At 64.2% G+C, this 16,530-nt stretch carries 16 protein-coding genes; 7 read left to right on the top strand and 9 right to left on the bottom strand.

Annotated elements, in window-relative coordinates:
• The 4 genes from ACILRN_RS09495 to ACILRN_RS09480 all read right to left on the bottom strand — a co-directional run.
• Nucleotides 1–611, bottom strand: a 611-nt coding sequence (locus ACILRN_RS09495; RefSeq protein WP_395687679.1) for an amidase family protein, incomplete at its 3' end; no start/stop codon positions are given.
• Nucleotides 612–635: 24 nt separating this feature from the next.
• The gene (locus ACILRN_RS09490) at nt 636–1,430 is read right to left on the bottom strand and encodes an inositol monophosphatase family protein (RefSeq protein ID WP_395687678.1); all 795 of its coding nucleotides are present in this window, start codon (nt 1,428–1,430) and stop codon (nt 636–638) included.
• 77 nt (nt 1,431–1,507) lie between these two features.
• Entirely contained in the window at nt 1,508–2,161 is a 654-nt protein-coding gene (locus ACILRN_RS09485; protein WP_395687676.1) for an exopolysaccharide biosynthesis protein, read from the bottom strand.
• Nucleotides 2,162–2,226: 65 nt separating this feature from the next.
• On the bottom strand, nt 2,227–2,421 hold the full coding sequence (locus tag ACILRN_RS09480; protein WP_395687674.1) for a heavy-metal-associated domain-containing protein: 195 nt from the start codon (nt 2,419–2,421) through the stop codon (nt 2,227–2,229).
• 168 nt (nt 2,422–2,589) lie between these two features.
• Here ACILRN_RS09480 and ACILRN_RS09475 point away from each other — a divergent pair, with 168 nt between their 5' ends.
• Nucleotides 2,590–5,043 carry a heavy metal translocating P-type ATPase gene (locus ACILRN_RS09475; RefSeq protein ID WP_395687672.1) on the top strand — a complete coding sequence of 818 codons (2,454 nt, stop codon included), beginning with the start codon at nt 2,590–2,592 and terminating at the stop codon, nt 5,041–5,043.
• A gap of 51 nt (nt 5,044–5,094) precedes the next feature.
• On the opposite strand, the gene ACILRN_RS09470 is transcribed toward ACILRN_RS09475, so the two are convergent.
• Entirely contained in the window at nt 5,095–6,114 is a 1,020-nt protein-coding gene (locus tag ACILRN_RS09470; protein WP_395687670.1) for an aldo/keto reductase, read from the bottom strand.
• A 106-nt stretch (nt 6,115–6,220) separates the two neighbouring features.
• Between ACILRN_RS09470 and ACILRN_RS09465 the strand changes: the two genes are divergently transcribed.
• Nucleotides 6,221–7,885: a GMC family oxidoreductase gene (locus ACILRN_RS09465; protein WP_395687669.1), complete on the top strand. Its 1,665-nt coding sequence runs from the start codon at nt 6,221–6,223 to the stop codon at nt 7,883–7,885.
• Here ACILRN_RS09465 and ACILRN_RS09460 read toward each other — a convergent pair.
• Genes ACILRN_RS09460 through ACILRN_RS09450 form a run of 3 tightly spaced genes read right to left on the bottom strand, consistent with a single transcriptional unit; the run spans nt 7,880 to nt 10,132 of the window.
• Nucleotides 7,880–8,323, bottom strand: a complete 444-nt coding sequence (locus ACILRN_RS09460; protein ID WP_395687668.1) for a MaoC family dehydratase — start codon at nt 8,321–8,323, stop codon at nt 7,880–7,882. The genes ACILRN_RS09465 and ACILRN_RS09460 overlap by 6 nt on opposite strands.
• A 1-nt stretch (nt 8,324) precedes the next feature.
• Nucleotides 8,325–9,491, bottom strand: a complete 1,167-nt coding sequence (locus tag ACILRN_RS09455) for an acyl-CoA dehydrogenase family protein (protein WP_395687666.1) — start codon at nt 9,489–9,491, stop codon at nt 8,325–8,327.
• Complete coding sequence (locus tag ACILRN_RS09450; protein WP_395687664.1) at nt 9,491–10,132, bottom strand: TetR/AcrR family transcriptional regulator; 642 nt, start codon at nt 10,130–10,132, stop codon at nt 9,491–9,493. The genes ACILRN_RS09455 and ACILRN_RS09450 overlap by 1 nt, the downstream gene beginning before the upstream one ends.
• A 132-nt stretch (nt 10,133–10,264) precedes the next feature.
• On the opposite strand from ACILRN_RS09450, the gene ACILRN_RS09445 reads away from it, so the two are divergent.
• From ACILRN_RS09445 to ACILRN_RS09425, 5 genes are all read left to right on the top strand, one after another.
• Nucleotides 10,265–11,365, top strand: coding sequence for a sugar ABC transporter substrate-binding protein (locus tag ACILRN_RS09445; protein ID WP_395687662.1), 1,101 nt, complete (start codon nt 10,265–10,267; stop codon nt 11,363–11,365).
• A gap of 79 nt (nt 11,366–11,444) precedes the next feature.
• Complete coding sequence (locus tag ACILRN_RS09440) at nt 11,445–12,425, top strand: ABC transporter permease (protein WP_395687660.1); 981 nt, start codon at nt 11,445–11,447, stop codon at nt 12,423–12,425.
• Nucleotides 12,422–13,939: a sugar ABC transporter ATP-binding protein gene (locus tag ACILRN_RS09435; protein ID WP_395687658.1), complete on the top strand. Its 1,518-nt coding sequence runs from the start codon at nt 12,422–12,424 to the stop codon at nt 13,937–13,939. The genes ACILRN_RS09440 and ACILRN_RS09435 overlap by 4 nt, the downstream gene beginning before the upstream one ends.
• 13 nt (nt 13,940–13,952) lie before the next feature.
• On the top strand, nt 13,953–14,888 hold the full coding sequence (locus ACILRN_RS09430; RefSeq protein WP_395687656.1) for an ABC transporter permease: 936 nt from the start codon (nt 13,953–13,955) through the stop codon (nt 14,886–14,888).
• 9 nt (nt 14,889–14,897) lie between these two features.
• Nucleotides 14,898–15,722, top strand: coding sequence for an aldo/keto reductase (locus tag ACILRN_RS09425; protein ID WP_395687654.1), 825 nt, complete (start codon nt 14,898–14,900; stop codon nt 15,720–15,722).
• A 136-nt stretch (nt 15,723–15,858) separates the two neighbouring features.
• Here the strand turns inward: ACILRN_RS09425 and ACILRN_RS09420 are convergent.
• Nucleotides 15,859–16,530 (bottom strand): sugar phosphate isomerase/epimerase family protein (locus ACILRN_RS09420; protein WP_395687653.1); only part of this gene is annotated, 672 nt, incomplete at its 5' end.

The raw sequence follows: 16,530 nt of genomic DNA, 5'->3' as shown, positions 1-16,530 counted from the left end.
GGCCAGGCCGGAACCCGCCCGAAGGACGGCTTATGGCCAAAGATGCCGGTGAAACCGGCTGGTATTCGGATCGAGCCGCCGCCATCGGTGCCGAGTGTCAAGGGCGCATAGCCCGCCGCTGCCGCGGCAGACGACCCGCCCGACGAACCGCCGGCTGTCTTCGTCGTGTCCCACGGGTTGCGCGTGATGCCGGTAAGCGGCGAATCTGTCACACCCTTCCAGCCAAATTCCGGCGTGGTGGTGGCGCCAAGGAAAACCGCTCCCGATGACCGCAATCGCGCCACGCTTGGCGCGTCCTGGTCCCAGGGCTGATTGGGATCGACAGTGCGGGACCCGCGCAGGGTGGGCCAGCCGCGCACCAGCAGCAGGTCTTTCACGAGACAGGGTACGCCATCGACCGGGCCCTGGGGCTCACCCCTGAGCCAGCGGTTCTCGCTCGCCCGTGCCGCTGCAAGCGCTTCCTCTGGCCGGACATGCACCATGGCGTTGAGGGTCTTGTCGTGCCGTTCAATCTGCTGCAGGCAGCTCGCCGTGACTTCGACCGGCGAGAACAGGCGCTTCGCATAACCCTTGACAAGCTTTGCTGCAGATTTCCAGTGAAGGTCGCTCAACGCTCTCCTCCGATCGTTCGGGTGTCAGGCGGCACGCGCCCTGCTCAGTGCAGACTTGAATTGCGGCAGCAGGTCGGCGTTGGCGGCAATGATGTGGCCCGTTTCCATGGGGTTGCGATCGCCGTCGGGGTCAGCGCTGAAGCCGCCGGCCTCTCGCACGATCAGAATTCCGGCAGCCATGTCCCACGGGTGAATGTTGCGGCAGATCATGGCGTCGAAGCGGCCGGCCGCGACATAGGCAAGCGACAGCGCCGCAGAGCCGGGGCTGCGGATGCCGACCACATGCTGCTGCAGCACCGAAATCTCGGCGCGCGACAGGGCCAGGTCCTTGCCGCCGCGGTGCGGCAGCTCATAGCTCACCAGGGCATCGTGAATATCGCGACGCTGGGCAACGCGCAGACGCTTGTTGTTGAGAAAGGCGCCGCTGCCTTTCTCCGCCGAATACATCTCGTCGGTGATCGGATTGTAAGTGATCGCGGCGACGATCTCGTCCTTGCGCTCAAGCGCGACAGTGATTGCAAACATAGGCACTGCGTGCATGAAGTTCATGGTGCCGTCGATCGGGTCAATGATGAAACGGTGATCAGGATCGCTGCCCTGAACCACCCCGGTTTCCTCGGTGAGAAAGGCGTAGCCCGGCCGAGCCTTCGACAGTTCTTCGCGCAGCAGCTTGTCACAGCGCTTGTCGGCGATTGTCACGAAGTCTCCCGGCGCCTTCTGCGCCACCTGCAACTGGGCTAGCTCGCCATAGTCGCGCTGCAGGCTGCGGGCCGCCTTGCGCACAGCTGCGGTCATCACGGTCATAACGGGAGTGGACACGGCACGTTTCCTTCGGATTGGGCATTCAGATGAGGCCGATAGCAGGATTGCCGGACAAGGGGAAGCTGGCCGCTCCGCTACAGACCGAACAGCGCCCTGAAGAACGCAACAACCGCAATGTAGAGCGCCGACGACACGGCCGCCAGAACCGCCACTGATGCCAGTGACAGGACATAGCCGAAGCCGACCGCCAGACCGTCGCGTTCGGCAAGCCCCAGTGCCAGACACGCAATGGCCGCCGCCGGCATGATGTTGCCGAATGGAATGGGCAGGAACAGAATGAGGGCAAGCGGAAAGGCTACGAGGCCGATCGCCCGCTCGGCTGCGTTCGAGTTGACGATCAGGCTCAGCCGTGGACGCAGGACACGCTCCAGCCTCGTCATCACCGGTGTCACCTTGTTCACGAATGTTTGCAGCATGTCGCGTGAAATGCGGCGTTCGCGCACCAGTGCCGGCAGCCACAGCGACTGTCGGCCGATGAGGACCTGCCAGGTGAGAATGACCAGCGGCAGGCCGAGAATGGCCGAGGTTCCGGGCGGTGTCGGAATTATGTTGGGTACGGCGAAAATGAACATCAGCGCGCCGAAGGCACGCTCGCCCAGCGAATCCACGAGCTGTCCGATGGTCAGGTCGCCGGCGGTGCTGATCGACTTCACGATTTCGGAAAGCCGACGAGGCTTCGCGGGCTTGTCTGCCGACTCGTCGGGCTGAAAAGGCTGCTCCTGATGCACGGCAACTCCACTGACGACGCGCGGAACCTAGCCGAAGTTCCTGTAATCGGGAAACGGAAACTTGCTCAGGCCGGCCGGCTCGGATAGCCCAGCCGGGCGAGCGCTGCAGTGACGGCCTCGGCGCTGGCGGTGGTTGCGGCACGCACCGTCCTGGCGGCCAGATCGGCCTCGACGTCGGCGTTTGGGTCGAGGGCCTTGATCGCCTGGGTCACGGTACTGACACAATGGCCGCAGCTCAGGTCAGGAACGATGAGTTTCATTAGGCAGGTCTCCATGCTTGGGGCCAACCTTAGCTGAAAGCAGCGGCATCTGCCTACGAAACCGGGAACAGAGAGCCATGCAGCCATCGCACAGATCGGGGCTTGAATTCCGGCAGCGAGCCTCCCATCGTCTAATCAGCTCAGTTCCAGTGACGGGGCTGCCCCGCCATGACAGAGCTGCCCCGACCATATCGTCTCAATGTTCCCGTCACAGGCATGACCTGCGCCTCGTGCGTGAGGCGCGTGGAAAAAGCCATCTCAAGCGTGCCGGGCGTTGCTGGCGCGACGGTCAATCTGGCCTCGGAACAGGCCACCGTGACGTTTGCGGGAGAGCAGGACACAGCCGCGGTGATCGCTGCCGTCCGGCAGGCGGGCTACGGGGTTGCCAGCGAGACGCTGCAGCTTGGCATCGGTGGCATGACTTGCGCAGCCTGCGTGCGTCGCGTTGAGGCCGCGCTCACCGGCGTGCCCGGCGTGATCTCGGCTGCTGTCAATCCCGCAACCGAGCGCGCGCTCGTTTCGGTCGTGGGCGGAACACCGGTGTCGCGCCTCGATTCCGCCATTCGTGCCGCAGGCTACAGCTCGCAGCTGCTGAATGGTGCAGCGGGCCGATATTCCCAGCAGTCCGCAAAGGCGGAGGATGAACGAAGGCTGCGCCGGGATGTGCTGGTCGCGGCGGTGCTCACACTTCCGCTCTTCATTGCCGAGATGGGTGGCCATCTGGTGCCGGCGTATGCTCAGTGGCTGCACGGACTTGGATCCTTCAATGTGCATCTCGTCTATCTTGGCCTTGCAACGGCGGTTCTGTTCGGGCCCGGTCTGCGTTTCTACCGCGCCGGCCTGCCGGCACTGGCCCGCCTCGCGCCCGACATGAATGCGTTGGTGGTGATGGGTGCGACGGCCGCGTGGGCTTATTCCGTGGTATCGACGTTCAACCCGGCATGGCTGCCGCCTGGAACTGCGCAGGTCTATTTCGAGTCCGCCGCCGTGATCGTGACGCTGGTGCTGGTCGGGCGCCTGATGGAAGTGCGCGCCAAGGGCCGGGCAGGGGCCGCCATTCAGAGGCTGGTCAGCCTGCAACCGAAGACGGCGCGCATCGAGCGTGCAGGAGCCATCGCCGACCGCCTCGTGACTGAGGTGCTGGCTGGCGACATCGTTCATGTTCGCCCGGGTGAGCGGCTGCCCGTTGATGGCTTGGTGCTGGCGGGTTCATCCTTCGTCGACCAGGCGATGATCACTGGCGAGCCGGTCCCCGTGCAGCGCGGTCCGGGGGATGAGGTGGTCGGCGGCACCATCAACAAGACGGGTAGTCTCAGCTATCGTGCGACACGGGTCGGAGAGGACACGGTGCTGGCCCAGATCATCCAACTCGTCGAGCGTGCCCAGGGTGCCAAATTGCCCATCCAGGCGCAGGTTGATCGTATCACCGCCTGGTTCGTGCCTGCGGTCATGCTGACCGCGATTGTGACTTTTCTGGCATGGCTCACGCTGGGGCCGGACCCTGCGCTGAGCTTTGCGCTGGTCAATGCCGTGGCGGTCCTGATCATTGCCTGCCCTTGCGCGATGGGTCTCGCCACGCCAACGTCGATCATGGTGGGCACCGGCCGGGCCGCGGAGCTGGGTGTCCTGTTCCGTAACGGCGAGGCGCTCGAGAGCCTGCGTTCCGTGCGGATCGTGGCATTCGACAAGACCGGTACCCTGACCAAAGGCCGGCCTGAACTCACCGATCTCGAAGTGGCAGCGGGATCTGCAGACCATGAAGCGCTGGCGCTTGCAGCAGCGGTGGAGGCGCGCTCCGAGCATCCCGTTGCGACCGCCATCGTGGCTGCGGCACAGGCGCGTGGCCTCGTGCTTCCTGACATCGACGGGTTCGAGGCCGTGCCGGGCCATGGCGCCGTCGGCCACTGCAATGGACGGACCGTCGCTGTCGGCGCCTCACGCTACATGGCTCAGCTCGGGGTCGACGTTTCCTGCTTTGCCGCGACCGCAAGCAGGCTTGCCGCAGAGGCCAAGACCATCGTCTATGTCGCTGACAGAGGCCGGCCGCTTGCCATCATGGCGGTGTCTGACCAGGTCAAGCCATCGAGCGCTGCCGCAGTTGCCGCCTTGCGGAAGATGGGTCTGCGAACGGCCATGATTACCGGCGACACCCGGCAGAGCGCAGCGGCGGTAGCGCGCAGCCTCGGGATCGATGATGTCGTGGCCGAGGTTCTGCCGGAGGGGAAGCTCGACGCGATCCGACGTCTTGCTGCGGGCCAGCCGCTGGCCTTCGTTGGCGATGGCATCAACGATGCTCCTGCGCTCGCTGCCGCCGATGTCGGGATTGCCGTTGGCACAGGCACGGATGTGGCGATCGAAAGTGCTGACATCGTGCTCATGTCAGGAGACCTGACCGCGGTGTCAGCGGCGATCGGCCTATCGCGTGCCACGTTGCGCAACATTCGCGAAAATCTGTTCTGGGCCTTCGGTTACAACGTGGCTCTGATCCCCGTGGCGGCCGGCGTGCTGTATCCTTTGAACGGCCCGCTGCTGTCGCCGATGATTGCGGCGGGGGCCATGGCGCTGTCGAGCCTCTTCGTGGTTGGAAATGCCCTCAGGCTGCGGCGCTTCAAGCCATCATGATGCCGGCGCTGGTGTCGATGAAAGCAAGACAGGCAAGCAAGCCTTCCGGCTTCAGGCGGGAACCGGCGCATCCTGACGCACGAGGCCTTCCGATTTCAGTTCCTGCCAGAAGGCCTTCGGGATGGGATGCGCGACGAGCGCCAGGTTCTGATCCATCTGTTCCACCGTCCGCGTGCCCGGTACATGCGAGGCGACCGCCGGGTGGGCCAGCAGGAACTGCAGCGCGGCGGCGGCCAGCGGCACTTTGTATCGCGCGCAGACGGCCTCGATCCTCCTGACCTTTTCCATGATGTGAGCAGGAGCGGGCGCATAGTTCCACTTGGCCCCCGGCACCGCGCCGGTGGCAAGGATGCCGCCGTTGAAGCCGCCGCCGATAACGATCGCGGTGCCGCGGCGCTCGCACAGCGGAAGCAGCTCGTTGAGCGCGTCCTGCTCGAGCAGCGTATAGCGCCCTGCCACCAGCAGGGTATCGAAGTCGCCCGCCTGCATGAAGTCCAGCATCACTTCCCAGTTGTTGACGCCGACGCCGATCGCCTTGACGAGGCCCTGCTCGCGCAACTTGATGAGGGCGCGGTAGCAGCCGTCCATGGCCTGGCGGAAATAGACCTTCTGCATCTCAACGCCGTGGGTGAACACGTCGGCGTCGTGGATGAACAGGATGTCGATGTATTCGAGCCCCAGCCGCTGCAGCGAGTCCTCGAAGCTTCGCATCGTGCCGTCATAGGAATAGTCGAAGCGGCTCTTGAAGGCGGCGCCATCCACCCAGGGCTTGAAGTCGATGTCCTCGCGGCGCGCTGCCGTCAGCACCCGCCCCACCTTGCTCGAGATTACATAGTCGCGGCGCGGCTTCCAGCGCAGGTAATGGCCCAGCCGAAGTTCGGACAGTCCGTGTCCGTAGTATGGCGCGGTGTCGAAGTAGCGCATGCCGGCCTCCCAGGCGCGGTCGATCATGGCGCCGGCTTCGGTTTCAGGGATCGGCCTCAGGAAATTACCGATCGGTGCAGCGCCAAAGCCCATGTCAGTGATGTCGAAGCCGATGCGGCCGAACTTGCGGATGTTAATGGCTGACATGTACAATCTCCTTCACTGATTGGATTGTCCGTATTGGCAGGAACGCACAAAGTACTGCATCTGTCGAGACGGATCGGTGGATCGGGCTTGTGTGTGGGAGGCAGGCGTGCAGGCAGCCTATGACTACATCATTTCGGGTGCGGGCCCGGCGGGCTGCGTGCTGGCGGCGCGACTGACCGAGGACCCGGCAATCAGGGTGCTTGTGCTCGAGGCTGGCGGGCCCGACTCGCACTATCTGTTCCACTGGCCGGCGGGTTTCGCCAAGATGACCAAGGGCATCGCCTCGTGGGGCTGGTCGACGGTTCCGCAGCGCCACATGCGGGACCGGGTGTTGTGGTTCACGCAGGCGAAAGTGCTGGGTGGCGGCTCCACGATCAACGCCCAGATCTACACCCGTGGCAATGCGAGGGACTTCGACGCCTGGCGCGACGAGGCCGGCTGCGAGGGCTGGGGCTATCGTGATGTCCTGCCCTATTTCAAGCGAGCCGAAGGCAACGAGCGGTTCAATGATGACTACCATGGTGTCGACGGACCGCTTGGTGTGTCCATGCCGCGCGCGACGCTGCCGGTCTGCGATGCCTTCATCCGTGCGGCACAGCAGGCGGGACTTCCCTACAATCCGGACTTCAACGGCCAGACACAGGGTGGCGTGGGCTATTATCAACTCACCCAGAGGCATGCGCGAAGATCGTCCGCCGTGACCGCCTTTCTTGATCCCGCCCGCGGCCGGCCCAACCTCACCATCCGCCATGGCGTTGAAGTCTTGCGGATCGTGATTGAGAAGGGTCGTGCGACTGGCGTGGAAATCGCCGCGGCGGACGGCAGCAAGACCATCATCGGTTGCGAACGCGAGGTCCTGCTGACGTCGGGGGCCATCGGCTCTCCCAGGCTTCTGCTGCTGTCGGGCATCGGGCCGGCCGGTCATCTGCGCAGCGTCGGTGTTCCGGTGGTGCATGACCTGCCCGGTGTCGGCGCCAACCTTCAGGACCACATCGATATCTGCGTGCTCTGCGAATGCACGGGCGATCATTCCTATGACAGCATGAAGCGGCCGCATCGGATGCTCATGGCCGGCCTTCAGTATCTGCTGTTCAGGCAAGGCCCGGTTGCCTCCTCGCTGTTTGAAACGGGAGGCTTCTGGTATGCCGACCCCACCGCGCGTTCGCCCGACATTCAGTTCCACCTCGGGCAGGGGTCCGGAATCGAGGCAGGGATTGCGACCCTCAAAAACCCGGGAGTGACGCTCAACTCCGCTTTCATGAGGCCCTTGTCGCGGGGTACGGTCCGACTTGCCAGCGCTGACCCGAAGGCCGCTCCGCTGATCGACCCCAACTACTGGTCGGCTCCCTATGACCTGGAGATGTCTCTCAAGGGGCTTGCGCTGGCACGCGAGATCATGGCGCAGCCTGCGCTGAAGCCGTTCGTCCGAGCCGAAATCCTGCCGGGTCCGGACGTCCGCGACCGGGAGGCGCTGTTCGATTATGCCTGCCGCATGGCCAAGACCGACCATCATCCTGTCGGCACCTGCAAGATGGGCCATGATGCCATGGCCGTGGTGAATCCCGAACTCAAGGTGAGAGGCCTCGAGGGACTTCGCGTGTGCGATTCCTCGATCATGCCGCTCATCAATTCCTCGAATACCAATGCCCCTACCATCATGATCGGCGAGAAAGCGGCTGACCTGGTGGCTGGCAAGCCGCCGCTGCCCCCGGCGATCTTCCGCCGGGAGCGCAACGAGATGCCAATGCCGGGCGGTGAGTATGTCTCATGAGCCTTGCCGCTTGAGCCAGCGCATGATGTGTGTTGCGACCGCGCAACATGTGCCTTGCTGGTTGTGAATGGCAACTGCGGCGACGGTGCGCATGCGGTCCGGATCGGCAGATTGGATCTTGTAGCTCACGGTAATCGTATCGCCAATTTTGACGCCCTCGAGAAAGCGAATGCGGTCATAACCCAGCGAGACCGGGTAATGTTCCTCCATCAGCGCAGCGCATTGGTCGGTGATGAGGGTGGACGCGCGCGACATATAGCCCACCAGCAGCGCCCCATGCGCAATCCGGCCGCCATAGGGGGTGGCCGCCATGGCCACCTCATCGACGTGATTGGGCGAGAAATCGCCGGTGATCCCCGCAAAAAGATAAACGTCGCTTTCGCCCACCGTCTTGGACGTCGAGACAGTTGCGCCGATCGTCTGCTGGAACGGGTTCATCTCAGGCCTTCAGCAGTTCGCGTGCAATGATGCTGCGCTGGATCTGGTTCGTTCCTTCATAGATCTGGGTGATCTTTGCGTCGCGGTAGAGCCGTTCGACCTCAAAGCCCCGGATATAGCCAGAGCCACCGAAGATCTGCACCGCATTGGCCGTGTGCTGCACGGCGGTGTCGCCTGCAAAGCACTTGGCAATCGAGCAATCGATGGTGGCAGAGGCGCCGGAGTCCATTACCATTGCCGCTCGCTGAACCAGCGCGCGTGCGGCCGTGATGTCCTTCTGCATGTCAGCCAGCATCCATTGCAGCCCCTGGTTTTCGGAAATCGCGCGGCCGAACTGGCGCCGTGTCCTGGCATATTCGAGCGCCGCCTCGAGCCCTGCCTGCGCGATGCCAACCGCCAGCGCGCCGATGCCGATGCGGCCCTTATCGAGCACGCTCATCATGATGTGGAAACCGCGGTTCAGGGCCCCGAGCAGTGCATCATCGGCAAGCGCCACGCCATCAAAATGCAAGGCCCCAACCGGGGAGGCGCGCTGGCCCATCTTGTGTTCCTTCTTGCCGCGCGACACACCGTCTGCGTGAAGGTCAACGATGAAGATTGACATGCCGCGATGGCCAGCCTCGGGATCGGTTCGGGCCAGCACGAAGCCGATATCGGCAACCGGCGCGTTGTGAATCCATATCTTGGAGCCCGACAGCCGCCAGCCTGCGCCGTCACGCACTGCCGTGGTGCGGATGCCAGAAACATCAGTGCCCGCTTCCGCCTCGGTGATGCAATAGGCCACGCGCCGACGCACGGCGAGAACGTCGGCCATATAGGCTTTTCGCTGTGACTCGCTGCCGTGAAACGAAAGCAGGGCGCCGATCAATTCGACCAGCCCGCACTGATCGGCAACCGAGGCATAGCCGCGTGACAGTTCTTCCATCACAATGGCGTAGGACAGTGCATCGAGGCCGGCGCCGCCGAACGCCTCGGGAACTGTGATGCCGAACAAACCGAGCTCGGCCATCTCCGCATACAGTTCAGCCGGGAATCGCTCGGTTTCGTCGAGATCCTGCGCGATGGGCCTGACGCGCGCTTCAGCAAAGCGCCGCGCCGTGTCGCCGATCTGGGTATAGATGTCGGCTGACAGGCGCGGAAAGGGAATGGCGGAAGCTGGCTGCATCATCAGTCCTTCTTGAGCAGTCGGAGAATGGTATCGAGATTGAAGGCGAGGCGGGCGTCGAGATTGCCTGGCGCCATGAAGTCACGCTCATATACGATCGCGCCGGTATAGCGGTTGGTGAAGTAATAGTAGCCAATCGCGGCAATGGTGATGTTGAGCTGCACGGGATCGACGCCGCGACGGAATACGCCGGCCTTCACACCTCGCACGAGAATGCGTCCGACCATGGCGACCAGTTGGCCGCTGCTCTGGCGGATGGCTTCGGATGTCTTCAGGTGCTTGGCGCGGTGCAGGTTTTCACTGTTGACGAGAGTCAGGAACTCCGGGTTCGCCAGATAGTAGCTCCAGGTGAAGCGGACCAGCCGTGCAATCGCCTCCTCGGGCGGCAATTCCTCGAGCTTTAGGCTCTGCTCGGCCGAACGGATATCGAGATAGGCGTTTTCAAGGACGGCGCTGAAGAGATCCTCCTTGCTGCCGAAATAGTGGTAAATCATGCGCTTGTTGGATTTCGCGCGGGCTGCGATGGCATCGACGCGCGCTCCGCCCAGGCCCTTTCGCGCGAATTCCACGGTGGCCGCGTCCAGGATACGCTTGCGGGTCTGGCCCGCATCGCGTGGCATGGGCTCGCGTTTCTTCTTCAGCATGAGACATCCTGCAAGGCGTTGATTCCCCAGCGCACCATATTTGCCCCTCCGGCGCATTCAAGGGGTCTTGACACGGCTGCAGAATGCAGTAACCAGTTAGTGCAGTAAAGCCAAAAAAGTCGGGAGGTCCACATGGCTGCTAAGAACGTGAATGACATGCTGCGCAAGCACAGGCTGAGCCGGCGTGCAGTGCTCAAAGGCTCGGCAGGCGCCGTCGCGGCGGGCGCGCTGGGAGGCTCTTTCCCCATGCCGGCCATCGCCCAGGAAACCACCTGGACATTCGCCAACTCTCTGCGCTCGGTCGCCAACCCCTATCATGCGACCTTTGCCAAGGGCGGAGAAGATTTCGCCAAGTCGATCGGTGCCACGTACGAGGTGCTGGTCACCGAGGGCAATTCCGAAAAGGGTATCGCCGACATCAAGGCACTGCTGCAGCGCACCGGTGGCAAGCTCATTCTGAACGTCGACCCCAATGACTCGCCGGATGCCCGCGTCATCGTCGAGGAAGTGCAAAAGGCGGGCGGCTTCGTCGTCACGCAGTGGAACAAGCCGGATGACCTTCACCCGTGGGATCACGACCCCAACTACGTGGCGCACATGTCGTTCGACGGCGTGCCGACTGCCGAGGCGATCGCCAATGAACTGTTCAAGGCCTTCGGCGGCGAGGGCGGCATCGTGGCGCTGGGCGGCATCCTGTCCAACGTTCCGGCCATCGAGCGCAAGCTGGGCCTCGACAATGCCATCGCCAAGACCAACGGCAAGGTGACGCTGCTCGACTTCCAGCCGGCTGACTGGAACGAGCAGAAGGCTTTCGAAATCACCCAGGCCTGGCTCACCCGCTTCGGCGACCAGATCAAGGGCGTGTTCGCGGCCAATGACGGCATGGGCATGGGCGCCCTCGAGGCGCTCCGCCAGAACGGCCTGGCCGGCAAGGTTCCGGTGGTCGGCATCGACGGCATCGACGCGGCCCTGACGGCGATCGAGGCGGGCGAATTCGCCGGCACCGTGGCCTGGGATCCGCTGTGGACCGGCGGCATGGGCCTGGCCATTCCCTATGCCCATGTGACCGGCAAGATCGACATCACCAAGGAGCCGAAGGAGCACCGGGAGTTCTACGGCACCGGTATCATCGTCACCAAGGACAACGTCGCCGAATACAAGAGCAACCCGCCGAAGGTCGACTTCAACGACCTGTGGGGCAAGGCGACCGGCCAGATCCAGTACCGCGGCTGAGGGTCCTCACCGCCGAACACTAGCCGGGCGCCCCGCGCCCGGCTATTTTTAGGCCTCGCGTTACAGCGGAGGGGAAGACTTGGCGTCTGTCGCCATATCCAACGGCGGGCTTCTGGGCCACTGGCGGCGCTGGGCGCCGGTCGCGGTGCTGGTCGGGCTCTGCATCGTCGTCGGGATCATCAATCCCAGTTTCTTCTCGCTGGGCAATGCCGTGCGCATGCTCAACACGGCGGCCATTCCCCTCGTCATCTGCATGGGCGCCACCTTCATCATCCTGATGGGCTCGATCGACCTTTCCGTCGAAGGCACAGTGGCGCTGTGCGCGGTGGCGGCCAGCATGCTGGTGGCCAATGATCTCACCGGCGTGGCCATCGGCCTGTGGTCGGTGCCGGCGGCAATCCTGCTGGGCGGCCTGCTCGGCCTGCTGAACGGGCTCGTGCACGTCAAACTCAAGATTCCGTCCTTCATGGCCACGCTCGGCATCGGCTTTGCCGGCATCGGCATCGCCACCGCCATTCTGGGCGGCGTGATGGTGCGCGTTTCCGATAATGATTTCCGCAACTGGCTGTCGCTCGGCCGCCTGTTCGATGTTCCGGCGGCGGTGTGGATCGCCGCGGTGGCGGTGGCCGTGGCCTGGGTCATCCAGGAGCGCACCCGCATCGGCCGCTGGCTCTATGCCATCGGCACCGATGAGCAGACGGCGCGCAACTCCGGCATTCCGGTGGAGCGCACCCGCATCCTGATCTTCGGTATCGCCGGCATGTTTTACGGACTCGCCGGCGCCTTGTCGGCGGCGCAGATCGGGCGCGGCCACGCGCTGATCGCCCAGGACCGGCTGTTCACCGCCATCACCGCGGTGGTGGTGGGCGGCACCGCGCTGTCGGGGGGCGTGGGGTCTGTCCTCAATTCGGTGATCGGCGTGTTCATCGTCATCGTGCTGGCCAACGGCATGGTGCTGATGGGCATCGAACCCTATGTGCAGAAGGGCGTGCAGGGCCTGCTGATCATCGCCGCAGTGGCCCTCGCGCTCGACCGTTCGCGGCTGGATGTCGTCAAATGACGGCGCCCGTGCTCGAAGTCCGTGGCGTGTCCAAGTCGTTTCCCGGCGTCAAGGCGCTGGACGACGTGAGCTTCGCCATCAAGCGCGGCGAGGTGGTGGGGCTCGTGGGCGAAAACGGCGCCGGAAAATCGACGCTGCTCAAGATCCTCAACGGCGTCTACCAGCCCGATTCCGGGGGCATCTATGTCGACGGCCAGAAGGTGAGCGTGGCTTCGCCGCGCCAGGCCTTCGATTCCGGCATCGCCATGGTGTTTCAGGAACAGTCGATCCTGCCGACCCTGACGGTGGCTGAGAACATCTTCCTCGGCCGCGAGGAGGAATTCCTGCGCTTCGGCCTGATCTCCAAGTCACGCATGAAGGCTGCCGCCGCCGAGGAGCTGAAGAAGGTCCATCTCGACATCGATCCCGGCATGCGCTGCGCCGATCTTTCCTTCGCGGCCCGCCAGATGGTGGAAATCGCCAAGGCGCTCTCCCTCAACAGCCGCATCAAGGGCCATGTAACCGTGCTGCTCGACGAGCCCACATCGGTTCTCGAACAGAAAGAGGTGGACCTGCTGTTCCACATCATCCGGTCCCTGCGCGACCGGGCGAGTTTCGTGTTCATCTCGCACCGGCTGGAGGAGGTTCTGGGCATTTCGGACCGCGTCTATGTGCTGCGCGACGGCAAGGTGGTCAAGGAGCTGCCCGCCGCTGGCGCCACCGTGAAGGACCTGCACCAGCTGATGGTGGGCCGCCAGCTGCACCATGAGTATTACCGCGAGGCCCGCCAGGCGACGCCGTCTCCCGAGGTGGTGCTGTCCTGCGAGGGCTTAGGCAAGGACGGGTCTTTCGCGGATGTGAGCTTCGAGTTGCATGCGGGCGAGGTACTGGGCATCGCCGGCGTCGTGGGCTCCGGCCGCGAGGACCTGGCGCGCTGCCTCGCGGGCCATGCCCGCCCGAGCCGCGGCAGCATGCGCATTGCTGGCCATACGGTGGATTTCCATTCCGCTCATGACGCCACCCAGGAGGGCGTCGGCCTGCTGCCCGCCGAACGCAAGGTCGAGGGGCTGGTGGCCCCCTTCAGCGTTGCCGAAAACATGACGCTTGCGGCACTGCCGCGCTTCACCTCCGGCGCCGGCGCCATCCGCTTCGGCGAGGAGCGCCAGACCGCGCAGGACTGGATTTCCCGCCTAAAGATCAAAACACCGTCCACCTCCACCATGGTGGGCTCGCTCTCCGGCGGCAACCAGCAGAAGGTGGTGCTGGCCAAGTGGCGGATCGCCGGCGTCAAGGTGCTGATCCTCGATCATCCGACGCGCGGGATCGATGTGGGTGCGAAGGAAGACGTCTACGACCTGATCCGCGACATGACCGCTGAGGGCCTTGCGATTATCCTCCTTGGCGATACGCTGGAGGAGGTGATCGGGCTTTCAAGCCGCATCCTGGTGATGCGTGACGGCGCGGTGACTGCGAGGCTCGAGGCGCCGCAAGGCGGCAAGCCGCAACAGGTCGAATTGTTGCGGCACATGGTGTGAGATGAGTGATTTCTTGAAACGATACGATGCCTTGTTGCCGCTGATCGTGCTGGCGGGCCTGGTGCTGGCGGTGGGCCTGTACGACCCCACCTTCCTGTCGGTCAGCAATTTTCTGGAAGTGACGGCGGACACTGTGACGCTGTTCCTGATGGCGTCCGGCGTCACGCTGGTCATCATGATCGGCGGCATCGACCTTTCGGTGCAGGCGGTGGCCTCGATGACCAGCTGCATCCTCGCCGTTTACCTTCCGCATCTCGGTTTCTTTGCCATCCCTGCCGCGGTGCTCGGTGGCATCATCGCAGGCTTCCTCGGCGGATATGTCTCGACCAAGCTGCGCATTCCATCCTTCATCGCCACGCTGGCGGTGAGCGGCGTGGTGCTGAGCGCGGGCTACTGGTTTTCCGAAACCCGCTCCGTCAACATTCCGGGCGATCTCAGCCAGCAATATCTGTTCTGGGCGGTGGGCGACAGTTTCGGGGTGCCCAATGAGATCTGGGTGGGCGTAGTATTTCTTTTGATCCTCAGTCTTCTGCTGGGGCTTACGCCATTTGGCCGGCTGGTTCGCGGAATTGGTGCGCAGGAGCGCGCGGTAATCGCTTCCGGCATCGACGTCGACCGCATCAAGATCGCCGCCTATACGCTCTCCGGCACCATGGCGGGGGTGGCGGGGGTGGTGATGGCGGCCCGCCTCGGCTCCGGCTCGCCCACGCTTGCCAATGAATTCCTTCTGCCCGCGATCGCCTGTATCGTGGTTGGCGGCACGGCGATCACCGGTGGCGTCGGCTCGGTGTGGCGCACCTTCGTGGGCGCGCTGATCGTGCAGGTGGTGCGGATCGGCATGACCTTCATGGGCGTCTCCGTGTTCGCCCAGCAGATCGTCTTCGGCGTCATTCTGGTGGCCGCCGTGGCGGTGACCATGGACCGCACCAAGGTGCTGGTCATCAAATAGGAGCCTTCCATGACCGCAATCTCCATGCCCGCGCCGGGTGGCATCCCGCTCCTGGGGCTCGGCACCTATCCGCTGATGGGCGAAGACGCCTATCGCGCCGTGCGCATGGCGCTCGATCTTGGCATCCGCCACATCGATACCGCGCAGATGTATGGCAATGAGCGCGAGATTGGCCGCGCGGTTGCGTCGTCAGGCCTGCCGCGCGGCGATGTCTTCGTGGTCACCAAGGTTGATCCGGGCAATGTGGGGGCCTCCCGGTTCGCCGCCAGCGTCGCCCGCTCGGTGGAGGATCTCGGCTGCCCCGCCGATCTCCTGCTCATTCACTGGCCGCCCGCGGAGGATGACTTCGATGCCGCGCTCGACCGGCTGATGGCGGAACGCGCCAAGGGCAACACCAGGGCGATCGGTGTCAGCAATTTCTCGCCCGCCATGATGCGGCGCGCCCAGCAGCGCTGCGGCGGCACCCTCGTCAACAACCAGGTGGAGTTCCACCCGCTGCTTGACCAGAACGCGGTTCTCACCACCGCGCGGGAGCAGGGCATGGTGCTGTCGGCCTATTCACCGCTGGCCCGCGGCGCGGCGCTGAAGCCCGCGGCCATCACCGCCATCGCGTCAAGGCTCGGCCGGCCGCCGTCGGAAGTGGTGCTTCGCTGGATCATGCAGCAGGGTGTGGTGGCCATCCCGATGACGACGAAACGGGAGAACGCTCTGTCCAATATCGCGGCGCTGACCCTTGAACTGTCTTCCGAAGCCATGGCGGCGATCTCCGCCCTCGGCACGCGCCAGGGCCGCACCATCAACCCCAGCTGGATGGCCGGCCGCTGGGAGCCTTGAGAGAATCTTCTTCCCAGCTATTCTCACCGTGCCATGGCTCGACCATGGCATCTTCTTCGTCACCCCCATGGAAGACCCCCGGATCAAGTCCGGGGGTGAGTGAGAGTTTGTAGGGCTGGATCAGTGCTCCGCGCGCTCAACTGGCTGTAGAGAGCCGCGCGCGGCATATCTCAAGCGTCTCCTGCATCGGGCGCTTCCACCAGTTCCTGGCCGAGAAAATCTCGACCTCGATGAAGCCGGAATAGCCCGCCGCTTCTGCCTCGCCGCGGATCTGCGGCACATCGATCACCCCGTCGCCCATCATGCCGCGATCGTTGAGCACGTCCTCGGTCGGCACCAGCCAGTCGCAGACATGGAAGCCGAAGATGCGCCGTTCTGCCCCGGCTCTCGCAATGGCCGCGCTGCGGCCGGGGTCCCACCAGATGTGATAGACGTCGAGGCAGACGCCCAGCCACGGGTCATCCGCCTTGCCTTCGATGGCATCACAGATGGCCAGCGCCTCGGAGACCAGCGACAGGCAGGAACGGTCCGCCGCATAGACCGGATGCAGGGGCTCGAGCGCTATTCTCACACCATGCGCCTTGCCGTGTTCGAGCAGCACCGCGGTTGCTTCCGCGACCTGGGCGCGCGCTGCGGCGATGTCCTTCGAGCCGGCGGGAAGCCCGCCCACCACCATGACGAAACTGTTGGCGCCCAGCGTGGCGGCATCGGCGATGGCGCGGCGGTTGGCCTCGATATTGGCCAGGAAACCTGCGCGGTCCGCCGCCGGAATGAAAGTGCTGCGGCAGTAGCCCGGAACTTTCAGCCC

Source organism: Aestuariivirga sp. (assembly GCF_044238155.1).
In the GTDB taxonomy this organism is placed as follows: domain Bacteria; phylum Pseudomonadota; class Alphaproteobacteria; order Rhizobiales; family Aestuariivirgaceae; genus Aestuariivirga.
This window is presented reverse-complemented; position numbering and strand designations above follow the sequence as displayed.

Coding starts and splice junctions, on each gene's coding strand:
- ACILRN_RS09480 (WP_395687674.1), bottom strand. CDS start 2,421: ATGAAACTCATCGTTCCTGACCTGAGCTGCGGCCATTGTGTCAGTACC.
- ACILRN_RS09475 (WP_395687672.1), top strand. CDS start 2,590: ATGACAGAGCTGCCCCGACCATATCGTCTCAATGTTCCCGTCACAGGC.
- ACILRN_RS09470 (WP_395687670.1), bottom strand. CDS start 6,114: ATGTCAGCCATTAACATCCGCAAGTTCGGCCGCATCGGCTTCGACATC.
- ACILRN_RS09460 (WP_395687668.1), bottom strand. CDS start 8,323: ATGAACCCGTTCCAGCAGACGATCGGCGCAACTGTCTCGACGTCCAAG.
- ACILRN_RS09455 (WP_395687666.1), bottom strand. CDS start 9,491: ATGATGCAGCCAGCTTCCGCCATTCCCTTTCCGCGCCTGTCAGCCGAC.
- ACILRN_RS09450 (WP_395687664.1), bottom strand. CDS start 10,132: ATGCTGAAGAAGAAACGCGAGCCCATGCCACGCGATGCGGGCCAGACC.
- ACILRN_RS09445 (WP_395687662.1), top strand. CDS start 10,265: ATGGCTGCTAAGAACGTGAATGACATGCTGCGCAAGCACAGGCTGAGC.
- ACILRN_RS09435 (WP_395687658.1), top strand. CDS start 12,422: ATGACGGCGCCCGTGCTCGAAGTCCGTGGCGTGTCCAAGTCGTTTCCC.
- ACILRN_RS09425 (WP_395687654.1), top strand. CDS start 14,898: ATGACCGCAATCTCCATGCCCGCGCCGGGTGGCATCCCGCTCCTGGGG.